The 13407-nt window shown below is 39.3% G+C and carries 7 protein-coding genes and 1 pseudogene; 3 read left to right on the forward strand and 5 right to left on the reverse strand.

Going from position 1 to position 13407, the window contains the following annotated elements; genetic code table 11:
- Positions 1–339: 339 nt before the first annotated feature.
- Positions 340–646 (forward strand): annotated as a pseudogene (locus V7K73_RS01305) (ISH3 family transposase); the annotation flags it as partial.
- 571 nt (positions 647–1217) lie between these two features.
- Here the strand turns inward: V7K73_RS01305 and V7K73_RS01310 are convergent.
- The 3 genes from V7K73_RS01310 to V7K73_RS01320 form a co-directional block, all read right to left on the reverse strand.
- Complete coding sequence (locus V7K73_RS01310; RefSeq protein WP_334876414.1) at positions 1218–2882, reverse strand: O-linked N-acetylglucosamine transferase, SPINDLY family protein; 1665 nt, start codon at positions 2880–2882, stop codon at positions 1218–1220.
- On the reverse strand, positions 2879–6352 hold the full coding sequence (locus V7K73_RS01315) for an FkbM family methyltransferase (RefSeq protein WP_334876416.1): 3474 nt from the start codon (positions 6350–6352) through the stop codon (positions 2879–2881). Before V7K73_RS01315 ends, V7K73_RS01310 begins: the two co-directional genes overlap by 4 nt.
- 107 nt (positions 6353–6459) lie before the next feature.
- Positions 6460–6858, reverse strand: coding sequence for a tetratricopeptide repeat protein (locus V7K73_RS01320; RefSeq protein ID WP_334876417.1), 399 nt, complete (start codon positions 6856–6858; stop codon positions 6460–6462).
- Positions 6859–7744: 886 nt separating this feature from the next.
- Here V7K73_RS01320 and V7K73_RS01325 point away from each other — a divergent pair.
- Positions 7745–7963: a DUF4327 family protein gene (locus V7K73_RS01325; protein WP_012407469.1), complete on the forward strand. Its 219-nt coding sequence runs from the start codon at positions 7745–7747 to the stop codon at positions 7961–7963.
- A gap of 86 nt (positions 7964–8049) precedes the next feature.
- On the opposite strand, the gene V7K73_RS01330 is transcribed toward V7K73_RS01325, so the two are convergent.
- Positions 8050–9318: an FHA domain-containing serine/threonine-protein kinase gene (locus tag V7K73_RS01330; protein WP_334876419.1), complete on the reverse strand. Its 1269-nt coding sequence runs from the start codon at positions 9316–9318 to the stop codon at positions 8050–8052.
- 180 nt (positions 9319–9498) lie between these two features.
- Positions 9499–11469, reverse strand: a complete 1971-nt coding sequence (locus tag V7K73_RS01335) for a serine/threonine phosphatase (protein ID WP_334876421.1) — start codon at positions 11467–11469, stop codon at positions 9499–9501.
- A gap of 628 nt (positions 11470–12097) precedes the next feature.
- Here V7K73_RS01335 and V7K73_RS01340 point away from each other — a divergent pair.
- A complete protein-coding gene (locus tag V7K73_RS01340; RefSeq protein ID WP_334876423.1) occupies positions 12098–13300 on the forward strand; it encodes an aminotransferase-like domain-containing protein in 1203 nt (400 codons plus the stop codon).
- Positions 13301–13407 lie beyond the last annotated feature (107 nt).

A 13407-nucleotide genomic window follows, 5' to 3' on the forward strand; every position in this document is an offset into this window, starting at 1 on the left:
AAGCTATAAAGCTCTTTGCTTCAGGCACTTATTCAATATAACCAACCTACCTTAATCTGTCAACTATTTTTCCCAAATATTTTGGGACTGTTTCTCAGTACTTATGAAAATGCCTACAGTGCCGGGTTCTAGGCAACAATAGTTTATCCACTATCAGTAAACCAAAAAGTTTTTCCCAAGAGCGATGCCTGCGGCGGGCTACGCCTACGCCAAGAAATAACCCCGTAGTCTCAAGTGCTTCATAATACCATTAATATAATTTATACTTATCAGATTCTGGGATGTCCCCAAAAATGAAATGATGGAAGTAGTATTTGCGCCTGCTTTGGCTAAAAAAAAATGACTATTTCATCAGAACAATTGGTTCTAACAGACTCGGAAACTTTGGATGAAGTTCTTAAATGAAAAGCCAGAAAATTTCTCCATTAAAACTCAAGGTGCTTATGACCAACAGAGTTTGTTTGAAATTTTAGTCAAAGCTGCAAGTAGTGGAGATAGTATTGAAAACACAGCAAAAATATTAAAGAATATTCCAACCGCGAATGATATTAGATATCATCTTGATAAAATAAATAATTTTGAGCTATTAGAATCACAGATTAATCAGGCTTTGAAAAGTAGAATGACTGCGAGAATTCAAAAAGGCTAAATTCGATAATCGCTCTTTTAGGAAAAACTTTTTGGTTTACTGACTGTGCCAACTAATTGGACTTTGGACAAAAAGAAGCTGGTTTGCGATATTTTTAAAGGGGAGCGGTCGAGCAAAAAGGTGCGATCGCTAAAAATTATTATATTTAAGTTTAAGTACAACAAAAATATTTATACATTTTAATCAGTATTAACATTGCTAAAAATTAGAGAAATCAATGCAGCAGACACGGGGATGATGGCATAAGACAACGCAAAAGCATGGTTATAAAAAGCGACAAATATGGTTCTGTTGGGAATGTGGAAGTAACTTTAAAACTACCGTATGTAGTTGAATGTCTTTTTGCCAAGCTTACTTCTTTGGGACGTATTCATGCCGTTTCTACAGGCTTTAAAGTCTCGTATATTGGGAACGGTATTGACTAATTTAATGGTATTTATACTTTGATAATATTTTATCAATCCTAAAACAGTTGGATAAAATTTATACTTACACTTACTACAAACAATTCAAAAGTTTGCAATGAGGATTAAAGTTCTCCGATTCTGTAATTAAAAATTTAAGCACTTCAGTGCTTACTACAAACTTCTTTATAAAAGGCTTCTAAACCTTGGACACAAGCTTTATCATCAAAAAGACGATCATGATTTTGGCTCATTCTTTCTGCAATAGTACCTCGCCAAGCCGGATCTAGTCCTAACTTGACAGCAATTTCAATATATTCAGTTTTGTTTTCAGCAATAGTATCTGTCACCCCTAGCATTTTTAAAAAGCTGTCAGAGTGACGACCCCGCATAAATTCTCCTGGACAGGTAACAATAGGGAGATTACAAGCGATCGCTTCTAGAGTAGTATTACCACCAGACCAAGTGAATGTATCTAGATAAACATCTGAAAGTAAGTTAATCATTAGATAGTCTAGCCGCTCTGGAATATTGAGGAATACACAATAATCCTCACTGTTAAGTCCAACAGCAGCAAAAGCAAGCTTTAGGCGTGGCTCAAGTAAACTACCACGCAAAAATACAAATTTAGCTTGAGGAAGACGACGAGCAATTTCCGCAAAAATAAAATCATATTGCGGTAGGTATTTAAAAGGAGCTTGACAGCACAAGTAGATGACTGCATCATCTCCTAAGCCAAAATATAAACGGGTTTTGATAACTGGTGGAATATATGGCTTAGGGTAAGAAACTCCAATGTTTGGTAAACGAATTAATTTTTCTGAATAATGTTCTTGGGCATTTTCGGGTTCCATTAACTCGCTAGATAAAAAGTAATCAATTGTAGGTAAGCCAGTTGTTACCGGATGTCCCCAAGCTGTACATTGTACAGGGGCAAGCCGCAGACCGGCCATTTGCATGGTTTGCGGGTTCATACCTATTTCAGGAAAGACTAAAATATGCAATTTATCAGCAATTATCTGTTCACAAACTGCTGAGAAGTTATAAGGAATATGATGAAAAACATCGCTGTAATTTTGGAACTGTTGGGTAACAGGATCTGGCTCGTTTCCTGTGTAGTAACAGTAAATTTCAAAGTTTTGGCGATCGCAGTAATGTAACCAGCCAGTTAACCAAAGTGTGCCACTATAAGAATGCAGGTAATGTGAAGCGTAACCAATACGAATTTTGTTATTAGGCTGAAGCTTAGGCATAGATAAAGGAACTACCCATTGTGGATAGTTAGCTGCCATAATTTCATGTACTAACTTTCCATACTGGCGTTGCAAATCTATATCATTTTGTGCCTGATATGATAAGTAAAAATTTGTGAGGCGACCTATACCTGCTAAAGCACTTTGTTGAGCTTCTGTAGTTTTTAGATATGTTTGCTGAATTAAATCTTGCAGTCCTTGACTAAAGCGCTGGCGATAGAAATTAATTTCCTCTGGACTTTGGTATATTGATGGAACTGTTAAATATTTTAGAATTTGAAAAGTGTAATCATTCGGTAAGCATTTAGCCGCATTTTCTGCACTTAATATTGCTTCTTGAATCCGTCCATTGCGCCGTAAGTCGATGATTAATGAAAAATGTAATCTTCCTTCTTGAGGGTAAAGTTTAATTCCTTGCTGGAGAGTCTGAAAATATTCGTCTAGCAGGTTTAATTGTCTATAGCAATAACTTAAATTACAATAAACATCTGCATCACCCGATTGAATTTCTAAAAGTTTTTGATATTGAGCGATCGCTTCTGTCCATCTGCCCTCACAGAATAATTTATTGCTCAAGCAAAAAAAAACTGTTCAGCTTGTGCTTCGCTAAAAAATTCTATATCGTAAGATGTGATAGTTTCTGCTTTTACTTGACTCACCGCGTTTGTATCTTCATATTCCAAAATAATTCTTGCCTGGATGCGAGATAGTAAAGCTTCCCATTGAATATCAGCCAAGTTTGCGACTAGAGAAATTTCTAACCCTTCAGTAATATCTAAATCTTCTTCCACCAAAAGATTCATAACCACACTAGATAAAAACAGTTCAGCGTCCTCAACAGCAATATTAGCAGTATTAATAAGTAGGGTACTTTTTTGACTATCAATATGAGTTGCTACCGCCTTCATTACTGCTTGTAATTCTAAACCAATTAACTCTTCTGGTTGCGACCAATCTGGGAAAATAATGAAATTTACTTCCTTAAGCTTTAAAGATAAGAGAGTAGCATCGATCAATGCAGAACTTACGGTTTGCGCCATTTTTGTCCATGAGAACTTTTTCGCTTGTGCCAAACCCGCAGTAATTAAAGATTGACGGATACCAGGCTTTTGCACCTCACAAAGCGCATTTGCCAGATCATCCACATCATTATCATTGACATATATTGCTGCATCTCCTGCTACTTCGGGGATTGAAGAATTAGGGCAGGTAATAACAGGACAGCCACAAGCCATAGCTTCTAATATAGGCATTCCAAAACCTTCATATTTAGAAGGATAAACTAACGCCACAGCACTAGAATAAGCTAAAGCTAATTCTTCATCACTTAGTTGGATAAGATGTATAGTACTACCTAATGTATATGCTCTTAATTCTGTTGCTAACACTCCGCCAATGCCTGTACAAATAATATCAAACCCAGAGCTACTAGCTATTTTTGAGAAAGCTTGGAAGAACAAAATGCCATTTTTGTAACCCGTTCCACTACCAACTAACAAAAAGTATGGTTTATCAATACCATATTTATATTTAAAATCTTTAATTTCATCTACAGAAGCGGAAGAGAAGAGAGAATCTACTCCACAATGAGCCACCGTAATTGATTCTAAGGGTATCTCAGGGAAACAATTATTTAAGTCTTTAGCTGTATTTTCAGAAATTGTAATAAAAGCAGAGGCGTGTTTAATGCCGTTGTGTTTTTCTTGCCACATAGGTTCATTTAAGTTTCCTCCTAATACTTCAGGAATCATGTCATAGGCCATAAATACGGAAAGGGTATTAATGGGGGTAGTGTAGTAAGAAGATATAAATAATTCCGCTTCTTCCTCATCACAAATTTCTTGAAGCATCTGTTTATCAGCTTCGGTATTGTTATAGTCATAGGCGGGAATTGTGCGATAACGAATCCCATTAACTTTAGGTGCAGTATTGGCTCTATCTAAGACTAAGATATGATTAGCAAAATCACTGTTTGACCATTGTTCTAACAGACTTCGCCAAACTCTAGCAATTCCTGTTTTATAGAGTTGGAAAAAGACACCATCAATTAAAATGTTACGACGAGGTAAAGTTTTTGCTTTTTCTTTAGCTAACTCGTAAATTTTGATAGTTTCTTCAATATATTTATCCCAACTAAATTTTTGAGCCTGTTGAAGAGATTTGTTAGCTAACATTTCTCGATATTCGGGTTCACAATATAGCTTAAATATGGCATTACAAAGCCCTATTGCATCATTAGGATCAAGCATAATTCCGGCATCTCCAACAACTTCAGGTAAGGAAGAAGTATTAGACGTTATGACTGGAGTTCCACATTGCATGGCTTCTAATGGTGGTAAGCCAAAACCTTCATATAAAGATACATAAATAAAAGCTAATGCCCCTGAATACAAAGGAGCTAAATCATCATCGGGAAGATAACCAGTAATAATAATTCTGTTTTCTAATTCTTTAACTTTATCTATTTCTGCAAAAATTTCTTCATACTGCCATCCTTTTGTACCTATCAATACCAGATTAAGATCATCAATCTGTTGGTTTTTAATTAATGTCAAAAAAGAACGGATAACATGAGCTATATTTTTTCTTGGCTCCAGGGTTGATAGAGTTAAGATATAAGGTTGCTCTGGTATTTTATATTTTTGTTTCGTTTTGATAATTAATTCTTGATTATCGCAAGGATAAAATTTTTCTTTATCAGCAGCTAAATGTGTAACAAATACTTGCTTTTCATTAAGATTTTGTTGATACTTACAAATATCTTGTTTTGTTGATTCGGAAATACAGCACACAAAATCATTCTGATCTATTTTATCTATAGTATTTTTAACCATATGTTCTGAATTATGATTAAAATAGTGTGGAAAAAGAATAGGAATTAAATCATAAACTGTTATAATTCTTGTAGCAAAGTAAATATTATTTGGCAAAGGATAATAAGTAGAGTGATAAATATCTATATTTTGATATTTTAGTTCTGATAACTGAAATAAATGAAAATTATTATATTCAAAGTTTTCATTTATATAAATTTGACAAGCATCAAATAACTCAGGATTACTCGTACATAAATAAATATCACACTGAGGATATTTTATTAGTCCTTTTAAAAGATAATCTGTTACTCTATAAACTCCTGTTTTGGCAGTTTCAAGGATAGTACCTAAACCTAATACAGCAATGTCTAAGGCTATTTGTAGTTTCCGTATATTATTTAAAGCTGATAAATTGTCTTCTTGATTTAAAGATTCATATATTGTTGTTCTTTTTTCAGTATGAGGCGTAATTAATCTTCCAAATTGTGTATTTATCTGATCTTGATTTTGTATTATTTTTTCTGCTCTTTGTTTTTCGAGCAACCTGTAATTTATATAATTATCTAAAACATTAATAGGAAAAGAGAAGTATTTGGCTAAATCGGCTGACTCTTCAGATATATAATAATCATTAATTCCATCAAAGAAAACTTGTTGATAACGTTTTTCCCTTAAAAAAACGGGAATATTATTTTCACAGCGAACGTTAGTACCTGGTAAAGTAGTTTCTATTACTAATATTGTTGGTCTAAATTGCTCCCAATCACCACCCAAAAGAACTTCCTCTTCTACTCCTTCAACATCAATTTTAATAAAATCAATTTTCTGATTGACATATTTTTTGCAGACTTCCGCTAAAGTCTTAACATAAACAGTATATCGAGAAAGTTCTAAACCTTTCTCTTGGGCAATTTTTTCAGCTATTTCTTTATTTAAAGTAGAGTTTCCAGGTTGTCCTACTACTTGAAAAAACTCTAGGTAGCCTTCTGAATTATTTAGAGCAATATTCAGATTAATATCTCTCGGACGCTCTTGCTCAAATAATTTATAGCATTCTTTTATTGGTTCTATATTTATTCCTGACCATCCAATATCATAAAAAGCTTTGGTTACTGAATCAACAGTTGGATGTAAGGCTCCTACATCAATATAATGCCCTTTGGTTTTATTTTTAAATACTCGATTAAGTAAAACATCTTCAAAATTCTGGGCATATGAAATAAATGTCATTTTTACTAACTTCGCTCCTATAAGTGTTAACAATTTAATCTAGTGAAGATAATTTTGGCTAGATTGTCTAATTAGACATACCAATTAAGTTCTTTTGGGTTATTTGTTTAGCGATCGCCCCTTCCCTGTTGCTTCTTAATCTGCTCTAATACAACTTTGTAATCTTGCCGATCGGGGTGCAACTTCACCAACTTCTCCAAAGGTTCCATCGCACCCTTAGCATTCTTCAAGTGCAACCGCACTATAGATAGTTTCTCTAAAGCAAGCTGGTTTTCTGGTTCCCGTTGTAAAACCAACTCGTAACCCTGTGCTTGTTGCTGTAATAATGACTCAGGAGAAGCAGATGCAATTGCTGGCTTAGGTTGACTAGCCTGTTGGATTGCTGGAATTACTGCAAACACCGTAGAACCAACAAAGGATACTAATGACACTATCGTGACAATCTTTTGTCGCCGTTCAATCTGCTTTTTACGGGTAATTACGTATTCTTGCCCCGAACCAGCCATGCCTTATATACTTGCTGTGTTAAATACTTAGGTAGTAGCAAGCCTCCCGTTCTGAGGATACCCACCTGCTCAATAGAAACTAACATCTTCGCTAGAAATTTTTTACACAAAATTTAAATGCTGACTCTAAAGACAAAGAAGCTTTATGGTGAGCCTATGCTGTAGCGACAATTTTGCTATGCGTAGTTTACCGCCGTAGGCATCGCTCTCCAAATCTTATTCACTGGGCGAAAAATTAAGATTATATAAAGATTTGCGATGATTCAGCCTAAAGTTAGATGTTTGCGATATTGTAAATAACGTTTAAATAAAGAAAAAATAGTAGATATTTCTACTCAATTGCAAATTTACCTGTCAGTCAACAACTTTCAAACTAGCCCGTGTCCTATAGTTCTTCAACAAGCACACATATTTTTCGTGATTCAAACAAATAAAATTTTGCCAGTCTTCCTCAGTCACACTACATAGTGTAACTTTCCAGAAGACTAATTATTTTGCTCGGTGTCCACAATAGATATTTTACAAAAGGTACTGTTGCACCCTAGTGCTTAAAGGTTACAAGGAAAAAAAAGACGGCGAAAGGTTAAAGGAAAATGGGGAAACAAAAGCATCCTTTACCCCTTTATCCTTTAACTTTTCCCTCTGTACTTTTGCCTAGCTTCTGCAAAAAGTTTAAGGACTGCTTGGTGAATTTAGACTTTTGTGGTGGTAATTACCGTACAAAAGCGAATTTACTAGTAATTTAGTAGAGTTTGTTATGGTATAGTTAAAAAGTTAAGACTAGCTTTACCAAAAATTACACCACTCTACGATCCGGCAACAATTCCAGAATGGGAAGCAGTTTTAATTAAGTATTTACCAACAAAATCTGAATTCAATCGAGGTTATGACTCAGCAAGTGATTCACCCAATGGTGAAATTGCAGCGCAACGTGCAATCACTCATAGAATCGAACATTATCAAGCCAAGCGATAGCATCTGGAAAATTGCTTTGCTTTACGGTAATGAATGGCAGCACTGGAAACAGGAACTGCTTGACTTTGGCTTTAGTATGCAAGACCCAGTTAGTGAATTGCTAGCTGTAGAGACTTGGGATGAGGAATAGAACGTAGGGGGGATGAGGAAGCAGGGGGAGCAGGGAAAGAATTCTAACTTCTAACTCCTAACTCCTAACTCGCTAATCCCCACTCTCTAAAGTTGGCAACCAGCTAAGGCCGCAGCTAATTCTTTTGCAGTTTGGTAGCGATCGCGTGGCAATGGTTCTGTAACGCGATCGATCACATCTCTTAATTGGGAACTAATGGTGGGAACTTTTGCCACATCAAACCTGAAGTTTCGCCCTCGTTGGCGGTAATACTTGAAAGGGTTTTCGCCTGTGAGCAGAAAAATTACCGTTGGTCCAATTGCATACAAATCAGATTGAGTCAAAGGTTGTCCTCGTTCTTGTTCAGGAGCGCAGTAACCTTCTGCACCAATACGAGTACCGGGCGCTGTGCCAATTTCCTTAACAGCGCCAAAATCTAGCACCACTATGCGATTTAGGGAACTTCGCACCATCAGGTTAGCGGGTTTAATGTCGCGGTGAATCAGTGGCGGCTCTTGGCTATGAAGATAGTCTAAAATATCGCAGGTTTGAATCATCCAAGCGATCGCTTGGTTGGGGGTAACTGGCCCAGTAGTATAGACACGTCTCTCTAAATCTTGTCCGTGGATTAATTCCATTGCCAAGTATTTTTTTCCACCTTCTACAAAGAAGTCGTAATATTTGGGGATTCCCGGATGATTAAGGGATTTAAGAGTATACGCCTCTCGCTCAAATAATTCTTGAGCTTTGGCAATTTTTACCATATCAGCATTCATTTGCTTCAACACCAGCAGTTGTGGCATACCCGCAATCTGACCAGCCGCATCCCAAGCGAGATAAGTAGTACCCATACCTCCTTGTCCGAGAGTTCGCAACACCTGATAATGGCGAATTTTCTGTTGTACTGAGAGAGGTTGGCCGCAGTGGATGCAAAACAGATTGTTTGGGGAGTTGCCTTCATGGGTGCAAGTATATCTACCTTGGGCTGAGTAGAGTCCTGCAACGGCGTTCTCTTCTGTTTCTTGCATTTGTTGCGATCGCACACCAGTTTCCACTACTGTTACATCCTGAATTTGGAATTTCAGTATTGGGCCTCCCTGTGCCAGTTGCAACAGGGAATTATCTGGTAACGGACTCTGAATCACAAGGACACCGTTGAGGAAAGTCCCATTAGTCCCCTGACTAATCAGCCGCCAACCACCGCCATTGTCGGCATCTACTTGTCTCAGTTCTAGATGATGGCGCGAAACTAAAGTATCACTTAAAACAACATGATTATCTGCCGCTCGACCAATCCGAATTATGGAAGAGTTCTCAAAGCACCACTGCTGGAGGGGCGTTTTATGTTGCGGTTCTAACAGAGTCAGACTAACCACAATACAACCTACAAGTTAAGAGGGAGTGGGGGATGGCGAGTAGGAAAGACAAGAGGACAAGGGGACAAGAGGTGAGAACTTGTAACAAGTCTTTCCCCTTGTCCCTAATTCTCAAGAGTCCCCAAGTCTTCTTCACCATGCCCCATTCCCGATTCCCCATTCCCCACTCCCCATTTTTTTTCAACTTTCCAAATTTGGGCGTACTTTTGCCCGGACAATTATACCAGTAATATTGTCGTGACCATTGTGTTGGTTCGCCAACTCAATTAAGTCTGTAACGCCCCGTTCTAAGTTAACGCCAGAACTAAGTAACGGTTCTAAGTGAGTCTGCCAATGGGTTTCTATTAAATCATTATCTGATAGACCGTCCGATGCTAACAGCAGAAGAGTATCTTCATTGATCTCGAAAAAGCCCACATCGGGATTAATCGAGTTTTCATCACGAGGCCCTAAGGCTTGGGTGAGTTGGTAGGCATCTGGGCGGGCGTAAGCGATGCTTGCTTCCACTCCGCGGATAATTTCTCGTTGCCCAACTTCGTGATCTACTGTGACTTGTTCTAGTCCCTGCTTGCGCGTTAAGCGATAGAGACGGCTATCTCCCACATGAGCAACTGCTGCTTGAGTGTCTTTAATTAACAGCATGACCAGAGTTGTACCCATGCGCCCAACTCCAGAACGGGCATCTTGTTGATTGAGCTTGTAAATCGCCTCATTAGCTAAAAACACTGCCTCACGAATGCTATCTTCCGTTGGCAGTTGGTTGGTAATCCAGTGTTCTTGAAAGTATTGCCGTAGGGTGTTGACTCCTAACTCACTGGCTATTTCGCCGCCAGCGTGTCCACCCATACCATCACAGAGAATATACAAACCATGCGCTTGCAGAACTCGACTTTTGGGGAACTCCAGCTTGTGAATTTTGGTTTCAATGCCAAAGTAGTCTTCGTTATGATGACGTTGACGCCCTACATCTGTGCGTCCTGCATCTTCTAAGCTACTTAACTGCATCGCCAGCACAACAGTTGGCATATCATCAATTTTGCTTTCTGATTTTTCTGCCTCATCTGATTCTGGGTTAGTGAACACAGCAGTATTTGTCTCCTTTATTGGGGGTATTGCGGTTCCTAGTGCTTCCAGTTCAATAGAGATTTCCTCCAAACGCGATCGCAATTGTGCGATCGTCTGAATCTTACCTACCTCTAAATCCCCCAACATCTGGACTACAGAGCCAAATTGAGTGCGTTGAGACTGCCTAAATAGCGCTTGCCAAACCCGCCCCAAAGCTTGAATAGTTAACGGTTGCTCTGGAATAGCAGATGTTTCGGCTTCGGCATCTTCTGGCGACTCCGTGACGGGCAAAGAATTGGATGATTCTACATACAACCTTTGTAGCGCCAGCGTTTGGTCTTCATCCAATCGTAAATTCGACAAATTTAAAAGGCTTTGACGACAACCTACTGGTTCCAATAATGCCCAAAGTTGGGTCATTTCATAACACCAGTGTAAAATTTTGAACGAACTCGTTGTTTCTTCTTGCCACAAATCGAGTAGAGCCTGCCAATGTGAGCGGTCTTCGATTATGACTACCTGCATATTTCCCTGCTGCCATGCATCATGAATCGGCGGTATCCCCGGCTGACCTTGGCATTGTAAGGCAATATAAAGTTTAGCAAGGTGAGGAATTCCACTTGCTTCCAGTGATGGCTTTAGCAAATCTGATTGCTGACTTGCTAGTATTGCCTCAATTGGTGATATTTGATACGGCTGGCAGTCTAGAACTCTCGCGCCTACATCAGTAATGCTGGCAGTTTCCGTTTCCGCAGGTAGCGGATCTAACAATTGATAGCGCTCTTGAGAGTCTAAATAGGAGCCTAATGCAATCTGAGAACTAGCGGATAGAGGAGATGAAGATATTGCTCCCTCATCTGCCTCATCTCCATCTACTCCCAAAACTTTCGCAGTCGTTTCCTTAGCAATAATTGCCCAAAACACTGTTCCACATTCCGTGCCACAGTTATGACAACGTAGTGCATTCACAGGTACATCTTCGGTACTGCATTTAGGACAAACCTTGTGAGTCAGGGATGTGCCACAGCTTTGACAGAATTTATTGCTATTGGGGTTTTCAAATTTACACTGAGGGCAAATCAGCATAGTGGAAGTTCCTTTATTCCCGTTCCAAGGTGCTTCTAGCCACTAAGATCCAAGGTGCCACAATTGGCTGTCCCTGACTACAGTAGACCTATAAGAGATTGTAGTTTATCAATGAATTTTGGTGACAGTATTAATTGTGACGCATATTAGATAAATATTTAATATATTGGCATATTGGCAGCCAATTGGTTAGAAATGGGGAATGGAGAGTGGGGAGTGGAGAGCAGGAAAGACAAGGGGACAAGGTGACTTGAGGTGAGAACTTGCAATAAGTCTTTCTCCTTATCCCTAATTCTCAAGAGTCCCCAAGTTCTCTTCACCATGCCCTATTCCCTATTGTCAAGAATCTGGCAATTGTTGGGGATGGTTTTGGCAAAATATGTCCCAGTAGAACCAATTTGTACAGCGATTTTTTTACCTTTGAGACTATTGAAATCTTTAATATTTTGATTGTCTTCGCGGACACGACTAATGAAAGTTTAATACCCCCACTTTATTGAAAAGTGATGCTCATGCGGATGCTCGTTCCGATGCTACGCTAACAGATTGAAGGCTTCCTCCGATCTGACTTTTCGCTAATTGCCTTCTTTGTGTGTTCTGTATTCTGACTTCCAATTTTGAACTTCTTATGGCTGCCACTACCCCTGCTTACCGAATTGCTGATTTGTTCGCCGAACGAGCTAGAAACATTGCACCACCAACCTATAGTACAGAGTTAACCAAAATTGCCACTGTCAGCTTTACCTACGGTCTAGCTGATCCAATTCTCTTTCCTCACGCTCACTTAGCTGCTGCAAGTGCTACTGTACTGGCAGAAGAGGCTCCGATCGCTCTTAATTATGGTCCACCTTCAGCTCAACTATACGAGCAAATTATCCTCCGCTTGCAGGCTAAAGGAATCACTACCGATCGCGATCGCCTAATCATTGGCTATGGTTCTGGTCAGATTTTGGGCTTGTTACCAGATGTGTTTGTCGAACCTGGTGATGTGGTAATTGTGGAAGGCCCAACCTTCCTGGGAGTAGTTGTTAGATTTGTCCAAGCTGGCGCACGCATAATTACCATTCCTGTGGATGAGTTGGGGATGGATGTAGATGCCTTAGAAGTAACATTGAGCGACTTGAAAAAGCAGGGTATCCGACCCCGGTTTATTTACACCATCCCCACCTTTCACAATCCCACAGGCACTACTATGCCGTTATTTCGCCGTCAAAAACTGGTAGCATTAGCGGCTGAATATGGCGTGCTGGTGGTGGAAGACGATGCTTATAGCGATTTGCGCTTCCAAGGAGAAACTGTGCCTCCCCTGGCAACCCTGGGCAAGGAGGGGTGGGTATTATATGTAAGTACCTTCTCGAAAATTATTGCGCCTGGTATCCGCCTCGGATGGGCTTGTGGCGATCCAGCGATTATTGAGCGGCTGGCAATGTTCAAAAGTGAGGGACCTGTAGGGCCATTTGTTAGCCATGTGGTCGCCCGCTATTGTGCCACAGGCAAATTAGATAATCACATTCAGGAGTTAATTGCCTGCTACAAACATAAGTGCAATTTGTTGTTAGAAGCGATCGCTCAAGAGTTCCCCACTGATATAGTTGCAAAGCGTCCCGATGGCGGCTTCTTCGTTTGGTGTAAATTGCCCTCAGATATTAGCGCCAAAGCACTGCTGATGGCTGCGAGTGAACACGGTGTCAGTTTTCTACCAGGGACTCGCTGCTACACCAATGGACAGGGAGATGATGCCATCAGGTTAGCTTTTAGCTTTCAGCCAACACAGAAGATTGTTGAGGGAATCGCTAAATTAGGAGCAGTGTTGCGCGGATGGCGGCACTAATTTTGGATTTTAGATTTTGGATTTTGGATTTTGGATTTTGGATTGAGGATAATCTAAGTAAGTGGGTCAAATTCAGTATGAAACCTCACCCTATATCCCTCTCCTTA

The sequence above is a fragment of the Nostoc sp. genome (genome assembly GCF_036916975.1).
GTDB lineage: Bacteria > Cyanobacteriota > Cyanobacteriia > Cyanobacteriales > Nostocaceae > Nostoc.

Excerpts from the sequence above, each read along its gene's own strand:
- V7K73_RS01315 (WP_334876416.1), bottom strand. The coding sequence starts at position 6,352 with ATGACATTTATTTCATATGCCCAGAATTTTGAAGATGTTTTACTTAAT.
- V7K73_RS01320 (WP_334876417.1), bottom strand. The coding sequence starts at position 6,858 with ATGGCTGGTTCGGGGCAAGAATACGTAATTACCCGTAAAAAGCAGATT.
- V7K73_RS01325 (WP_012407469.1), top strand. The coding sequence starts at position 7,745 with ATGACTCAGCAAGTGATTCACCCAATGGTGAAATTGCAGCGCAACGTG.
- V7K73_RS01335 (WP_334876421.1), bottom strand. The coding sequence starts at position 11,469 with ATGCTGATTTGCCCTCAGTGTAAATTTGAAAACCCCAATAGCAATAAA.
- V7K73_RS01340 (WP_334876423.1), top strand. The coding sequence starts at position 12,098 with ATGGCTGCCACTACCCCTGCTTACCGAATTGCTGATTTGTTCGCCGAA.